Genomic DNA, 15,510 nt, shown 5'->3' with positions numbered 1-15,510 from the left:
CCCCTTAACCGCCAGACAGAAAACGGAAAGGATCAGGCATGAAGGTTCTGTTGATCGGCTCGGGCGGACGCGAGCATGCGCTTGCCTGGAAGCTGGCACAATCGCCGCTGATGACGGAATTCTATGCCGCGCCGGGCAACCCGGGTATTGCGGAACATGCGAGGCTCGTTTCCCTGAAGGTAGAAGATCACGAGGCAGTCGCCGCCTTCTGCGCGCAAAAAGCGATCGACTTTGTCGTCGTCGGCCCCGAGGCGCCGCTGGTTGCCGGCCTTGCCGACCGCCTGCGAGCCGATGGGCTGAAGGTCTTCGGTCCTTCCGCTGCAGCAGCCCAGCTCGAAGGTTCCAAGGGGTTTACCAAGGATATCTGCGCCCGCTACAACATCCCCACCGGTGCCTACCGGCGCTTCAACAACGCCCCTAAGGCAAAGGCCTATATCCGCGAACAAGGCGCACCGATCGTCGTCAAGGCGGATGGTCTTGCCGCGGGCAAGGGTGTGACGGTGGCGATGACCGTCGAGGAGGCGCTTGCCGCAGTCGACGATTGCTTCGAGGGTGCGTTCGGCGCAGCCGGCGCCGAGGTCGTGATCGAGGCTTATCTCGACGGGGAAGAGGCAAGCTTCTTCTGCCTCTGCGACGGCAGCAACGCCCTGCCGTTGGCGACCGCACAGGATCACAAGCGTGTGGGCGAGGGTGATACCGGCGTCAACACCGGCGGCATGGGCGCCTATTCGCCGGCTCCGGTGATGACGGCCGAGATGATCGAGCGGACGATGAAGGAGATCATCGAGCCGACGATCTGCGGCATGGCCGAAAGCGGCTATCCCTTCTCCGGTGTTTTCTTCGCCGGGCTGATGATTACGGCAAAGGGCCCGGAACTCATCGAATACAACGTCCGCTTCGGCGATCCCGAGTGCCAGGTACTGATGATGCGCTTGAAGAGCGATCTGCTGCCGTTGCTGCTGGCAGCGGCCGAAGGCACGCTCGACAAGGTCACAGCCGAGTGGAGCGACGATCCGGCGCTGACCGTCGTGATGGCCTCTAAGGGGTATCCGGGCTCCTACGAGAAAAACACGCCGATCCTCTCGCTGCCGGAGGCAGGCGACGGCTCGAAAGTGTTCCATGCCGGCACGTCTTTGAAGGATGGCGAGCTTGTCGCGACCGGCGGCCGTGTGCTGAACGTGACCGCCACCGGCCGAACGGTCGGCGAGGCGCAGAGCCGCGCCTATGCGCTGCTCGACAAGGTGCAATGGGAAAACGGTTTCTGCCGCCGCGATATCGGCTGGCGGGCGATCGAGCGCGAAAAAGCTTAGCTCTGGCCCGAAATCGGGTCAGTTCCCTAAATTTTTACCCTTTCCCCTGACGGGATGGAAATAAAGGCGCGCTATTCTGTTCCCATAGTAAGTCGGAGCAGTTTCCATGCGTCAATTCATTCTCGGTGCGGCATTTCTTCTGGCAGCCGGCTCGGCGATGGCATCCTCGATCGAGGTGATCGGCAAGACACCGCGCACAGGCGGTGAAAGCATCGTGACCGAGACGTGCACGACCTGCCCGCCGCTGCAATCGACCGAACGCAAGAAGGATTACACAGTGCCGGCGTTGCCGCCCGGCGCCATCCAGGCCAGCGCGCTCCGCGATGTGGCCGGAGAGCAGAAGCTCTACCGTACCGAAGGCTGGATGGGCGGCTCGCCCGTCGTTTTCGTGACCAAGGCAACCCCCGAAGTCCTGGCCGCCTTCAAGGTGACGGTCCCCGTCGAAGGCATCGACCCGACGTCAACGACCTCTGTCATCGGCGGCGATGCGAAGCCGGTTGTTGCAGGTATGTCCGCTCCTGCGGAACAAACGGCGCCGCTCGACGTTTCCGACTTTAAGCTAAGGATGTGATTTTTAGTTCCCTGCCCCTGACCCGGCCAAGGTTTTGGTCGTACGGGGTCCGCCGTATGGCGGATTGAATGCGCTCCTGAAGAGAAGCAGGAGCGCATTCTTTATTTCAATTGATTTCAAAGTACGCATGCAATCTGCTTAATCGATCGCCATCAGCCTGCAACGCAAATCGTCTGCCGATGGCATCACAGCGAGCGCTACGAAATGCTGCGCACGAGGCCGCCAAGCGCGTGCATGCCGTCAGTACCGAAACGAGCCGCAGCGATGCCGTCGTCTCATCCACGGCTTCCGCGTCTGCGGCGTGGGTCAGGCGGCAACCGTCCCGGCGCGCCGCGCGGCATAGGCTTAAACGCCGCCACCTTCATCACGTGATACGAACGGCCGCCGGCGAAAATCCGGCGGCTTTGTCTGCGCAGTTGCCGCAGCAGCGTGTCGATAGAGTGGCATATGTGCACCAATCCGGATGTCATCATGCCAGACAGCGATCGATTGCGGGTGTCGCGCATCCAGACCGGCGCGCGGCTCGAAAAACGGTTGGTAAAGGTGATGAAGGCGCTGGCAGAGCACAAGGACGTGCCGTTTGATCAGATGAGCGTCGCGAGGCTTTCCACCAGCCGGTCGATCTCCCGGTCCGAGAAGACCTGGATTCCGGCGCGCTTCAGCAGGGCAGCTGTAACACCATTTCCGTCCCGCCGCGATCCGCTGAAAGACCCATCATAAATGAAACCGGAACCGCACGAGGGGCTGCCGTCGATGAGGAGCGCGTGGGTGCAGCCCGTCTCCTGTGCCAGCCTGAGCGCATTCTGCGCGGCTTCTCGAAATGCAGCCGTCACATCGCCTCCGGTGATCTCGAACACCCGTGCTGCTCCCGACAGCACGTCCTTGCCGCTCGCGCCGCATTCGATTTCCGCCGGCGGCCGCGGCACCGGCATGCCTGCCGACATCTCCGGACAGATCGTCACCAGCCTGCCCTCCGCCCGCCACCGCTCGAGCGCCGGATGGGCCAGCGGCTTCGCCCGGCCGTCATAACGCACGGCATGGCCCATGAGACAGGCGCTGACGAGGATTTTGGTGGTCATGATTGTCTGATAGCGCGAGCGCTGGTGAATGACCAGTGGAATGCGCTTCTCCTCCATGTCATCCGCAGATCCAGCAGCGCCATGTCCATCGCGCGGGAGACCTCATTCAATGGCCAACAGAACCATTCACGGCGCAACGCGCCGTTAATGGGTTCCTGTCACAGGCACAAGAATGGGCTAGTCCGAAAACGTTACCCTGCGATCTTCGAGAAGTCCGCAACCGTCCCCGTCGCCTCGCGGATCAGCCGCAGAAGGGCGAGGCGGTTGGCGCGGATCGCCGCGTCCTCGTCGTTGACGAGCACGTCGTCGAAGAAGCGGTCGACCGGGGCGCGGAGCTTCGAAAGCGCCTCCATCGCCGAGCGGAAGTCTTCCCTGGCGATTGCGGCGGAAGCCTCGGCCGAGGCTTTGGTGATGGCGGCAAAGAGCTCCGTTTCGGCATTCAGCCGGAACAGCTTTTGCGAAACGCCATCGGCGATGACGGTGCCCTTCTTCTCCTCGGCGGCCAGAATCTGCGTGGCGCGCTTGGTGCCGACCAGGAGGTTCTTGCCGTCCTCCGAGGTAATGAAAGCCGTCAGCGCCTCGACGCGGCGGGCGATCATGAGAAGGTCGTCGGCCTCGGATGTGACGACGGCATCGATCAGATCGTAGCGAGCACCCTGGTCCCGGAGATAGACCTTGAGGCGGTCGTGGAAGAAGGAGAGGAGGTTGATTGCCAGCTCATGTTCTTCTTCGATTGTCTTTGGATGGCCGTCAGCAAGGTAATTCTTGCAATATTTGATAGCTTCGCGCTGTTCGTGTACGAGCCTCTCGTGGTCGAGTCTTTCGTTATCCTGTTGGATTTTAAGCTCGAAGAGTCTTATCGAAGCTTCATGGCTAGCGATGGCCACAGCCCATTCGCTACGAAATGCAGAGCGAAACAGCGGGATGAGGGATGCTCTGATTCCCCGTTCCAACAGCAGCCGTATCGATCCTAGCGCTGCCCTTCTTAACGCGAACGGATCCTTTGAACCGGTTGGTTTTTCGTTTATTCGCCAAAACCACACAAGTGTGTCGATCTTGTCAGCAAGCGCTATGGTTATGGCAACATGGTCGGTAGGCACTCGGTCGGTAGGACCCTGAGGCTTATAATGGTCCTCCAGTGCCGCCGCCACTGTTTCATCTTCACCTTGCAGCAGCGCATATTTCTTCCCCATTGCACCCTGCAGTTCGGGGAATTCGCCCACGATCTCGGTTCGCAGGTCCGCCTTTGCCAACGCTGCGGCCCGGCTGACCTTTAGGGGATCTGCATTGACGATTTTACTGATTTCGCCGGCAAGGGTGCGAATGCGCGTTACCCGCTCGCCCTGCGTTCCGATTTTCGCGTGGAACGTCACATGCAGCGCATCGAGCTTCGCCATCCGCTGATCGAGCGGCTTCCTCAGATCAAGCTCGAATTTCTTCGCCGAAGCCTCCAGCGTTTCGAGGTCCGGCAAGTTCCCCTGGTCGCGCTTCCAGAAATGTAGCGCGTCGGAAAGGCGGGCGCGGACGACTTTGCCATTGCCGTGGATGATTTCCTTGCCGCCGTCGGTCGCCTCAACATTGGAGACGAGGATGAACTTGTTCGAAAGCGTCTCTTCGCCCTGTTTGCGCGTTACGAAACACTTCTGGTTCGTCTTGATCGTCAGCCGGATGATTTCGGAGGGGATGGAGAGGTAATCCTGCTCGAAGCTGCCCATCAGCACTTGAGGCCATTCGACAAGGCCGGAGACTTCCTCCAGCAGAGCGTCGTCCTCGACCAGTTCCAGTCCGCCGGCAAAGGCGATGTCGCGGGCATCATGCAGGATGATGTTCTTGCGCCGCTCGGCATCGAGTATGACCTTCGCTTTTTCGAGGCCCGCGGCATAGTCGTCGAAACGCTTGACGGTGATGACGCCTGGCGCATGGAAGCGGTGGCCGTAGGTCACATTGGAGGCGACTATGCCGTCGATCTCGAAGGGAATGACGGAGGTTTCCTCATGCTCGGTGCCGAAAGTGCAGACGATCGATTGCAGCGGGCGCACCCAGCGCAGCGAGCCAGGTTTGGAGGACGCCTTTCCCCAGCGCATGGACTTCGGCCAGGGGAAATCGCGGATGATGCCGGGCATAACGTCGCTGATGATCTCTTCCGCAGCGCGGCCGGGCCTTGAAATCACGGCAATGTAGAAATCACCCTTTTTCGGGTCGCTACTCACCTGCGCCTCGGAAATCGAGGAAAGGCCGGCGCCGCGTAGAAAGCCTTCGATCGCCTTTTCGTTGGCATCGGTGCGCGGGCCCTTGCGCTCTTCGCGCACATCGGCAGAGCGGGCGGTCAGTCCGCGGATATCAAGCGTCAGGCGGCGCGGCGTCCAGTATTCGCGCGCGCCCTCATAAGAAAGCCCTGCCTCCACCAGCGCATCGGTGACGAGCTTCTTCAGGTCGCCGGCAGCCTTGCGCTGCATGCGGGCCGGAATTTCCTCGGAGCGAAGTTCTAGAAGCAGATCGGGCATGTCACTTTTCCTTGCCTCCCTTAGGGGGGCGGTCCACAACGGTCGCCTCTGCTACCAAAGAATGCCGCATCTGCACAACCGCAAAAACGGGAAATCCAGGCGCGCGAGCCAAGCGAGGAGGCAAACGCCCTTCTGTGTCGCGCCACCCCCGCATCCGCCCTGCCGGGCACCTTCTGCCTGAGAAAAGGAGATGAGGTCGCTGCGCTTTGTCGTCCCTTCTCCCCAGCGGGGAAAAGGTGGCCCGAAGGGTCGGATGGCTGCGAGCGCAAACCTGTATGAAGGCGTCAGTCTGTTGTGGAAAGCTCTGCCGGGCATTGCCTTGCCGCTTTTCGCCGCTATGGTCCCGCTACCTTCGTTAGTTGAGGAAATCCCATGGCCGCAGACCTCCGCTCGCTTGCCGCAGTCATCGCCTCCGAAATCAATGCCCGGCCGGACCAGGCCAAAGCCGCGATCGAGCTGCTCGACGAGGGCGCGACCGTTCCCTTCATCGCGCGCTACCGCAAGGAAGTGACGGGCGGCCTGGATGATACGCAACTGCGCAATCTGGCAGAACGCCTCGTCTATCTGCGCGAACTGGAAGCCCGCCGCGACACGATCGTCGAATCGATTTCCGGCCAGGGCAAGATGACCGACGAATTGATGGGCAAGATCGTCGGCGCCGCCACCAAGGCGGAGCTCGAGGATCTCTACCTGCCCTATAAACCGAAGCGCCGTACCCGTGCTGAAATCGCCCGCGAACGCGGCCTCGGAGCGCTGGCCGACGCGATCCTCGCCGATCGCTCGAAGGGACCGGCGGTGCTGGCGGAGGACTATATCACCGCTGATGTTCCGGATGCGAAGACGGCGCTCGAAGGCGCACGCGATATCGTCGCCGAAGGCATTGCGGAAAATGCCGATTTGCTCGGCAAGCTCCGTGCCCATATGCGCAGCGCCGCGTTTGTGAAGGCCAAGGTCGTGGATGGCAAGCAGACGGTCGGCGAGAAGTTCTCCGACTATTTTGACCATTCGGAGCGCTGGGCGACCGCGCCCGGCCATCGCGCACTCGCCATGCTGCGCGGCTGGAACGAGGAAGTGCTGACGCTGACGATCGAGGCCGACGCCGAGACCGCCTCTCCCAACAAACCTGTCGAGCGCATGATCGCTGCTGCCTATGAGATCGGCGCGAGCCGCCCCGGCGATCGCTGGCTGATGGAGGTCGCAAGCTGGACCTGGCGCGTCAAACTTTCCATGTCGCTGTCTCTCGACCTGATGCGCGAACTGCGCGAACGCGCCGAAGAGGAGGCGATCCACGTCTTTGCGCGAAACTTGAAGGATCTGCTGCTGGCCGCGCCTGCCGGATCGCGCGCCACGATGGGCCTCGATCCGGGCATCCGCACTGGCGTCAAGGTCGCAGTGGTCGACGGCACCGGCAAGGTCGTTGCGACCTCCACGGTCTATCCCTTCCAGCCGCGGAACGACGTGCGTGGCGCTCAGGCAGAGCTCACCGCGCTGATCCTTAAGCACAATGTCGAACTGATCTCCATCGGCAACGGCACTGGAAGCCGCGAAACCGAAAAGCTGGTGGCCGACATGCTGGCCGTTCTTCAGGGCGCAAAGCCCACCAAGGTCATCGTTTCGGAAGCCGGCGCGTCGGTCTATTCCGCCTCCGCGACCGCCGCAGCCGAATTTCCGGATCTCGACGTGTCGCTGCGTGGCGCAGTTTCCATCGCCCGCCGCCTCCAGGATCCGCTGGCCGAACTTGTCAAGATCGAGCCGAAATCGATCGGCGTCGGCCAGTATCAGCATGACGTCGACCAACAGAAGCTGTCGCGCTCGCTGGACGCTGTCGTCGAAGACGCGGTGAATGCCGTCGGCGTCGATCTCAACACGGCTTCAGCGCCGCTGCTCTCACGCGTTTCCGGCCTCGGCCCGTCGATTGCCGAAGCCATCGTCGTCCATCGCGACCAGAACGGTCCCTTCCAAAGCCGCCGCGACCTGCTCAAGGTCGCGCGTCTCGGCAACCGCACCTTCGAGCAGGCGGCAGGCTTCCTGCGCATCCCGAACGGCAAGGAGCCCCTCGACGCGTCATCGGTGCATCCGGAAGCCTATGGCGTGGCAAAGAAGATCGTTGCCGCCTGCGGCCGCGACCTGCGGTCGCTGATGGGCGACAGCGCGGCGCTGAAATCGATTGATCCGCGGCAGTTCATCGACGAGAAGTTCGGCCTGCCGACGGTCCAGGATATCCTCGCCGAACTGGAAAAGCCCGGCCGCGATCCGCGCCCGAGCTTCAAGACGGCAACCTTCGCAGAAGGCGTCAACGAAATCTCCGATCTCAAGCCCGGCATGATGCTGGAAGGCACGGTGACCAACGTTGCGGCCTTTGGCGCCTTCGTCGATATCGGCGTGCATCAGGACGGCCTTGTGCATGTCTCGCAGCTTGCCGACCGTTTCGTCAAAGATCCTCACGACGTTGTGAAGGCCGGCGATGTCGTCAAGGTGCGGGTGGTCGAAGTCGATGCAAAACGCAAGCGCATCGGTCTTTCGATGCGCAAAGACGATGGCACCTCGGCTTCAGCGCCACGCGGCGAGCCCCGGGGAAATCAGGGCGCGCGGCCGCAAAACGATAGGCGTCCGGCTGTCCCGAAACAGCAAACCCAAGGCGCCTTCGGCGCTGCCCTTGCCGAGGCCATGAAGCGAAAATAATAGCTTAGCGGCAGGCATTGCAAAAATGTCACAGTTCGGCAGCCTTGTTGCGGAACTGCCAAATACGGCGCTTGTGTGGCGGAAGAGAGCGACTAAGTTTAACCGATATCATCCTGTCACATATGCGAGGCCTTTCATGGCGTCGGGATTTTTATCGATTGTCCAAAAAATCATCCGCAAGGGTAATCTGAAGCTCACGCTGGCCAATGGCGAGACACACGCGATTGGCGATGGCACCGGGGATCTGGTCGTCGTCCGGATTGCCGACGAGGAGGCGGAGAAGCTTGTCCGCCGCGATCCCACCCTCAAGCTCGGCGAAATGTACATGGACGGCCGGTTCATTGTTGAACAGGGCAACATCTACGACTTCCTTTCGATGGTGAAGCAGAACACCACCAACGAAATTTTCGATGTTCCGATGGCCGCACTTCTGGTCGGCCGCATTGCACTGCAGCAGCTGAAGAGCCGGCTGCCGGTCAATCACAACAAGCGCAATGTCGCTCATCATTACGACCTGTCGGAAAAGCTTTTCGAACTCTTTCTTGATGAGGACTGGCAATATTCCTGCGCCTATTTCGACCCGCCGGGCATCAGCCTGGAGGAAGCACAAGTCGCCAAGAAGCGCCATATCGCAGCCAAGCTTCTGCTGGAGCCCAACCAGCGTATTCTGGAAATTGGCTCGGGCTGGGGCGGCATGGGGATGTATCTGGCGGAATCGACAAAGGGCGTTGACGTCACCGGCATCACGCTCAGCGAAGAGCAACTGAAGATCTCGCGCGAGCGCGCCCAAAAGCGCAGTCTCGCCGATCGCGTCCGCTTCGAGTTGCAGGATTACCGCACGATGACGGGCATGAAATTCGACCGCATCGTCTCGGTCGGCATGTTCGAGCATGTCGGCATCGGCAATTTCAACAATTACTTCCGCAAGGTGCATGAACTTCTCGCCGACGACGGCGTCATGCTCCTTCATTCCATCGCCCGGCCGAAGCCGAGCTTTGCGACAAATGCTTTCATCGAGAAATACATCTTCCCACAGGGCTACATCCCGTCGATCGGCGAGACGGTGCCTGCAATCGAAAAGGCCGGACTGCTGATCCGGGACATCGAGGTCCTGCCGTTGCATTATGCCTATACGCTCCGCCGTTGGCGCGAGCGCTTCATGGCGCGCAAGGCAGAAGCCGTCGCTCTTTACGACGAGCGCTTCTTCCGGATGTGGGAATTCTATCTCGCCGGCTCCGAAATAGGCTTCCGCTGGGATGAACTCTTCGTCATGCAGATCCAGGTTTCCAAGAACCAGTATTCGACACCGGACAACCGCAATTACATTGCCGAAAACGAGGCGAAGCTGAAGGAATTCGAAGCCACGCGGCCTCCCTTGGAAAAGGTTGTCTTCTGATATCGCGGCGCGGCTTCGGGCGCGTTTTTTCTACAAGGAAAGGCTTGCAGATGAGCAGTGCATTTCCCGAAATCCATCTTGTCCGCCACGGCGAAACAGAATGGAGCCTCTCCGGAAAACATACCGGCAGGACTGATATCCCGCTGACCCCGAATGGCGAGACGGCCGCCCGCAAGCTCGCGGATCGCCTGAAGGGACTGATTGTCTCGGCCGTCTGGTCGAGCCCTTCTCAAAGGGCGGCGAACACCTGCGCCCTTGCCACTTTCGGCGCAGATGCCGTGATCAAGCCCGATCTCGCCGAATGGGATTATGGTGCCTATGAGGGGATCACGACGAAGGAAATCCTCGCGGCCCGCCCCGGCTGGCAGCTCTTCCGCGACGGCTGCCCGGACGGAGAAATGGCCGCAGATGTCGGCGCAAGGGCGGACCGTATCGTGCGCGAGCTTCGCCAAGCCGGCGCGCCGATCCTGATCTTCTCCAGCTCCCATTTCCTGCGCGTGCTCGCTGCCCGCTGGCTCGGCCTGCCGCCGGAAGACGGCTCGCGCTTCGTCCTTGATACTGCAAGCATCAGCATCTTAGGCTATGAGCACGATCTGACGGAGCCGGTGATCCGGCGCTGGAATCAGCGGTAGGGGTCTGTTGCGCTTTCGAGCGGCGCGATGAACGATTGAAATTAAAGCTTGTTTCGAGTTCAAGCTTCGGAGCTGTCTATGCGAACGCGTCTCGACGATTTCATCAGCAGGATTTCCGCACAGAGGGATATCCTCGATCACATCGCGGCAAGGCAGGCGAGCCTGCCCGATGGACCGATCCTCGAAATCGGCCTCGGCAATGGCAGGACCTACAGCCATTTGCGGGTGCGCTTCGCGGATCGGCACATCATTGCATTCGACCGCGAAAACGGCGCACATGGAAGCTGCCGGCCCGATGACGGCGATGTCGTCATCGGTGACATCAGGGAGACTTGCCTGAGTTATACCGGCACTAGGGCGGCCCTCGTTCATGCCGACATCGGAACCGGTTATCCGGAGCAGGATGCAATCATCCGCGAGTGGTTGCCCTCTCGCATGGTCGCGGTGCTGACCCGTGGCGGATTTGTAGCAAGCGGCCTGGGATTGAAGCATTCCGAACTGGAGGAAATGCCGGTGCCTCCGTCCGTCGAGAAGGGCCGATATTTTCTCTATCGGCGAAGATGAACGCGGAGGCAGGGCTCGCTGCTATTGACCCGCGCCTTCGCCCGTCGCTAGATGGCTGCATGCAACAGATTGGCGGCTTGAACGGGCGCGTTGCCGATGCGCCTTCGGACAATTGGGTTTACCGGGTTTTGCCCTCATGGCTCTGGCCCTATGCGCAGCTGGCGCGCTGGGACAGGCCGATCGGCTGGCAACTCCTGATGTGGCCCTGCTTCTGGTCGGTGGCGCTTGCCGCAAATGTGGCCGCGGGACAAGGTCTGTTTTCCGGCTCGCAGACGCTGTTTCACCTGGTTCTCTACTTCATCGGCGCCGTCGCCATGCGCGGGGCAGGCTGCACCTACAACGATCTGGTCGATCACAGGATCGACATGGAGGTCGCACGCACCCGCTCGCGGCCCCTGCCTTCGGGGCGCGTCACGCGCCTCCAGGCAAAGATATTCATGGTGCTTCAGGCGCTTGCCGGTCTGCTGGTGCTTCTGCAGTTCAACTGGTTTGCAGTCATTCTCGGCGTGCTCTCGCTCGCCATCGTCGCGCTCTACCCGTTTGCCAAGCGCTTCACAGACTGGCCCCAGTTTTTTCTCGGTCTTGCCTTTTCCTGGGGCGCACTGATGGGTTGGGCTGGCATATTCGGCGGCCTGTCTTTCGCGGCGATTGCGCTCTACCTTTCTTCCGTTTCCTGGACGATCGGTTACGACACGATTTATGCGCATCAGGACAAGGAAGACGACGAATTGATCGGCGTGCGTTCCACCGCCCGGCTTTTCGGCGATCGGACGCGGCAGTGGCTGATCGGTCTTTATGGCGCAACACTGATCCTGATGCTGCTTGCCTTTGTTTTGGCAAGCGTCGGTTTCGCGGCCTATCTCGGGCTGCTGATTGCCACCGGCATGTTCGCCTGGCAGATCGCCAGGCTCGATATCAACGACGCGACGCAATGCCTGGCGCTTTTCAAGTCGAATAACCGTGTCGGGCTGATCATCTTTGCGGGACTGTTCGTCTCGCTGCTCTTTGGGCTTCCCTGATTGAAACGAAAAACCCGGCGCTCGGCCGGGTTTCAGATTGGGTCACTCGCCGAATTCTTAATTGCGGGCGATAATTTCCTTGCCTTCGATCTTCATTGTCACGCCGAGCTTGCCGGTCGTGCGGCGCACGAGGAAGCGCGGACGGCGATTGGCAAAATAGGAATGGCGCCGGCGCGGTTTCATGTGGCTGGTACGCAAATCGCCGAGGTGCTCCTCGAGCGGGCGTGCAATGCCGTCGGCCTCCACCATCAGCATCGGAATGCGGAATGCCTCCGACCAGCCGCGCCAATCGGCCGCGATATCGGACAGATCGTGGGCGACAAGCAGGGGAATGCAGAGATCCGGGTCTTCGTGGTGCAATTCCAGCGTTACGGTCACTTCCCCGTTGCCGTGGTCGATCGCCCGGGCTGCAACGCCCTTGAAAGCGCGCTTCGGCAGGGCAACGGAAAGCGGCAGGCCGCTGGAGGGAAGGGTCTTGCGGAGGACGGCGCCGCGTTCATCGATCGTTATGCTGACGTCACTTGTGGAGTCGTGGATGGCGTAGCTGACCTGCTGGGGAAAGCGCGACGGATCGAGACGCAGTGTCGTTCCAGCCCAAGCGGGCTTCATAACGGTGTTATTCATGTTCATTTCTACCCTTGTCTTACCTGAGAGCCGGTTTCCGGTCTTCTCCTCGGGGCTTTTTCGCCCTCTACGCCTCGACAATAGGCGGGGCCTCTTCCGGACCACTTAAAATTTGCGGTTAAGAAAACTTTGCCTTCCCCGATGGTTATCAAAAACCAATGTGGCAGGGTTTCCGGACCATGAACGGACCGGCGAGGATGGCTGCGCCAAAGCGGGACAGCGTCAGGTAAGTCTCGGGTAAGCTTTGCATGGCAAAATGCGCGCAGGATCCTGCATTATTCTTTTAGGTTTTGCTGTTTAAGGGCGCATTCATGATTTCCGCCTCCGTTGCCTACGCGATCATAAGTCGTGACCCGAAAACGAGTCTTGATCGCATTGCCTCGCAGGCGACGGTCAAAAGGGACGCCGAATACTACGCCGAAAATATCAACAAGGTGAAGGACGTCGACGACTTCCTCGGCAACTACAAGCTCTACAGCTATGCGATGAAGGCCTATGGCCTCGACGACATGACCTATGCCAAGGCCTTCATGAAGAAGGTGCTGGAAAGCGACCTGACAGACCCCGACAGTTTCGCCAACAAGCTTTCGGACCAGCGCTACAAGCAGTTCGCGGCGGCGTTCAATTTTAATGCGCCCAAGCCCGATGCGCAGACGGATGCGCAGGAAGACGACCTGATAGACAGGTACAACGCATCTTTCACCGATCAGGAAAAGCAGGCGATCAAGGACACCGACTATTACAGCGCGGAGATCGCTGACGTGCAAACAGTCGATGATCTCGTCAATAATACGCGGCTGCGCACCTATGTGCTGAAGACGTTCGGCATCGATACGACCTACGCGTCCAAGCAGTTTCTGCGGGATGTGCTGACCAGCGATCTCAACGATCCGAACAGCGTGGTGAACCTTCAGGGCGGTGAGAAGTACCAAGCGCTCGCGGCGCAGTTCAATTTCAATGCAGACGGCACAGTCAATGGCTCGGCCCAGACCGCGACCCAGAAAAACACGGTCATGGAGCAGTACAATCTGAATTCGTCGACCGTCATTGTCGACAACGACGTGTTTCCGGATATCGTCTATACGACGAGGGCCGCTGCCGACTACAACAAGGCCTATTACGAATCCAAGATCAAGACGATCACCAACGTTGACAGCCTCATCGCCGATGAGCGCCTGACGGACTACATCAGGGCCGCTTACAGTCTTGGCCCGAGCAGCTTCGGCACGGACCTGAGCGACACGGCCTTGAGGCAAATCCTTGTTGATCCGGCCTATGCCAATACGATGGGTGCCACGGCTGTCCATCAGGCCTTCAGCTTTGAGGCTGATGGAAGCGTCCTCGGACCCGACGGCCCGCAATCGGATTCCCTGATCCAGGCAACTTCCGTAAACTACATGGCCCGTTACGACGACGAGGCGAAAGCGGCCATCGAGGAAATCGTCGCCAACTACAAGACACGCATGTCCGATACCAGGACGCTGGACAATTTCTCCGACGTCGACAGCATCAACGATTTCCTGAAGACCAACAAGACCGGCGACCTAGACAAGACGAACGACGATCTGCCCGACCTCTATCAGGTTGCGCTTCAGGCTTACGGCTTGACGGAAGAGGAATTGTCGAAATCCGTCATGCGCAAGCTGCTGGCAAGCGATCCTTACGACCCCGAGGGCTATGTCGCGTCGTTCAAGGATGACCGCATCACCCAATTGGCAAGAGCCTTCAATTTCGATGGCGAAGGGAACGCGTCGATCCAGCTGCAGGCACTGTCGCCAGCCGCGATGGCCAAATATGCGACGAACTATAAGTCGCATGTCACAATGCTGATGAAGGACGGTCCCCTGAAGGAGAAGGCATCCAAAGATGCGACCGAGGAAGTCGACTATTTCGCCAAGACCATGGAATCGGTGCAATCTCTCGATGATTTCCTGGAGGACGACCGGTTGACCGGTCTGATTCTCAAGTCTGTCGGTCTCGATCCGAAGGACTACGACGAAGAGACGCTGCGGAAGATTTTCACATCCGATCCCGACGATGCAAGCAGTTATCTGAACACCAAGGTGGACTCGAAGTTCAAGAACCTCGTCGCCGACTTCAACTTCGACACGGAGGGCAATCTCACGCGCGCCAAGCTGGGCATCGTCCAGGATCAAGGTGCGCTCGATCGCACGCAGGATGCCTATCTGCAACAGACGCTCGAGACGCAGGAAGGCGAGACGAACGACGGCACGCGCTTGGCGCTTTACTTCGCCCGCAAGGCGCCGGATATCACCTCGCTCTACTCCATCCTAGGCGACAAGGCACTCTTCCAGGTTATCACCACCGCCTACAACCTGCCGAGCCAGATCTCCAGCATGGATGTCGACAAGCAGGTTGCGCTTCTCGAAAAGTTTGTGGACCTGAAGGATCTTGGCGACTCGAAGAAGGTCGACAAGTTGGTGAAGCGATTCACGGCGATGTACGACATTCAGAACGTCACGAGCCAATCGCCGGCTCTGCAGATTCTGACCGGTGGCGGTTAAGCCGCCACGTTCTCATTCCACGCTGACCACTTTCCCGGGGTTCATGATGTTCGCCGGATCAAGGGCACGCTTGATGCGGCGCATCAGGTTGATCTCGATGGCGGGGCGGATCGCGGCGAGTTCGTCGCGCTTGAGCTGGCCAATGCCGTGCTCAGCCGAGATCGAGCCGCTGTGTGCCAGAACAATGCTGTGCACAATCGCGTTCATCTCATGCCAGCGGGCGATGAAGGCGTCCTTGTCGGCGCCGACCGGCTGAGAAATGTTATAATGGATATTGCCGTCGCCCATGTGGCCGAAGGCGCATATGCGGGCGCCGGGCATTGCCGCCATCACGGCGTCGCCGGCTTCGTGCATGAAATGCGGGATCTTCGAGACCGGCACAGAAACATCGTGCTTGATCGACCCGCCTTCGGGCTTTTGGGCCTCCGACATGCTCTCGCGCATATGCCACAGCGCCTTCTGCTGCGCGACGGATGAGGCAATCGCCGCGTCCTGGACCAGCCCCGCATCAAAACCCTGTTCGAGCAGCGTATTCATCATCCGCTCGGCGGTTTCGGCCGAATCCGAGGTCGAGATGTCGATCAGCACATACCACGGGTAAGCC

General features: G+C 60.0%; 12 protein-coding genes. 8 read left to right on the top strand and 4 right to left on the bottom strand.

The features are described from left to right. The first annotated feature begins 38 nt into the window (after positions 1-38). Positions 39-1,310 (top strand): phosphoribosylamine--glycine ligase, encoded by a 1,272-nt coding sequence (purD, locus tag C9413_RS13885; protein WP_039844151.1) that lies wholly within the window; start codon positions 39-41, stop codon positions 1,308-1,310. Positions 1,311-1,416: 106 nt separating this feature from the next. Next, entirely contained in the window at positions 1,417-1,881 is a 465-nt protein-coding gene (locus tag C9413_RS13880) for a plant virulence effector HPE1-like domain-containing protein (protein WP_039844152.1), read from the top strand. 584 nt (positions 1,882-2,465) lie between these two features. Here the strand turns inward: C9413_RS13880 and C9413_RS13875 are convergent. Together C9413_RS13875 and glyS are read right to left on the bottom strand one after the other, a co-directional pair. Then, positions 2,466-2,960 carry a DUF523 domain-containing protein gene (locus tag C9413_RS13875; protein WP_039846648.1) on the bottom strand — a complete coding sequence of 165 codons (495 nt, stop codon included), beginning with the start codon at positions 2,958-2,960 and terminating at the stop codon, positions 2,466-2,468. 191 nt (positions 2,961-3,151) lie between these two features. Next, positions 3,152-5,464 (bottom strand): glycine--tRNA ligase subunit beta, encoded by a 2,313-nt coding sequence (gene glyS, locus C9413_RS13870; protein ID WP_039844154.1) that lies wholly within the window; start codon positions 5,462-5,464, stop codon positions 3,152-3,154. Positions 5,465-5,836: 372 nt separating this feature from the next. Between glyS and C9413_RS13865 the strand changes: the two genes are divergently transcribed. The 5 genes from C9413_RS13865 (at position 5,837) to ubiA (ending at position 11,757) form a co-directional block, all read left to right on the top strand. Then, entirely contained in the window at positions 5,837-8,146 is a 2,310-nt protein-coding gene (locus tag C9413_RS13865; RefSeq protein WP_039844155.1) for a Tex family protein, read from the top strand. A gap of 136 nt (positions 8,147-8,282) precedes the next feature. Then, a complete protein-coding gene (locus C9413_RS13860) occupies positions 8,283-9,542 on the top strand; it encodes a cyclopropane-fatty-acyl-phospholipid synthase family protein (protein ID WP_039844156.1) in 1,260 nt (419 codons plus the stop codon). 50 nt (positions 9,543-9,592) lie between these two features. Continuing rightward, positions 9,593-10,174 (top strand): histidine phosphatase family protein, encoded by a 582-nt coding sequence (locus C9413_RS13855; RefSeq protein WP_039844157.1) that lies wholly within the window; start codon positions 9,593-9,595, stop codon positions 10,172-10,174. A gap of 78 nt (positions 10,175-10,252) precedes the next feature. After that, positions 10,253-10,738: a class I SAM-dependent methyltransferase gene (locus tag C9413_RS13850; protein ID WP_039844158.1), complete on the top strand. Its 486-nt coding sequence runs from the start codon at positions 10,253-10,255 to the stop codon at positions 10,736-10,738. Positions 10,739-10,797: 59 nt separating this feature from the next. After that, positions 10,798-11,757, top strand: coding sequence for a 4-hydroxybenzoate octaprenyltransferase (ubiA, locus tag C9413_RS13845; protein ID WP_039846649.1), 960 nt, complete (start codon positions 10,798-10,800; stop codon positions 11,755-11,757). A 57-nt stretch (positions 11,758-11,814) separates the two neighbouring features. Here the strand turns inward: ubiA and C9413_RS13840 are convergent, their stop codons facing one another. Continuing rightward, a complete protein-coding gene (locus C9413_RS13840; RefSeq protein ID WP_039846650.1) occupies positions 11,815-12,381 on the bottom strand; it encodes a DUF6101 family protein in 567 nt (188 codons plus the stop codon). 311 nt (positions 12,382-12,692) lie between these two features. Here C9413_RS13840 and C9413_RS13835 point away from each other — a divergent pair, with 311 nt between their 5' ends. Further along, the gene (locus C9413_RS13835) at positions 12,693-14,906 is read left to right on the top strand and encodes a DUF1217 domain-containing protein (protein WP_039846651.1); all 2,214 of its coding nucleotides are present in this window, start codon (positions 12,693-12,695) and stop codon (positions 14,904-14,906) included. Positions 14,907-14,918: 12 nt separating this feature from the next. Here C9413_RS13835 and C9413_RS13830 read toward each other — a convergent pair. Then, positions 14,919-15,510 (bottom strand): FAD-binding oxidoreductase (locus C9413_RS13830; protein ID WP_246703751.1); only part of this gene is annotated, 592 nt, incomplete at its 5' end.

Source organism: Rhizobium sp. SEMIA 4085 (assembly GCF_013004495.1).
GTDB lineage: Bacteria > Pseudomonadota > Alphaproteobacteria > Rhizobiales > Rhizobiaceae > Rhizobium > Rhizobium gallicum.
Note: the sequence above shows the minus strand (reverse complement) of the source record. Positions and strands in the feature narration are given on the sequence as shown.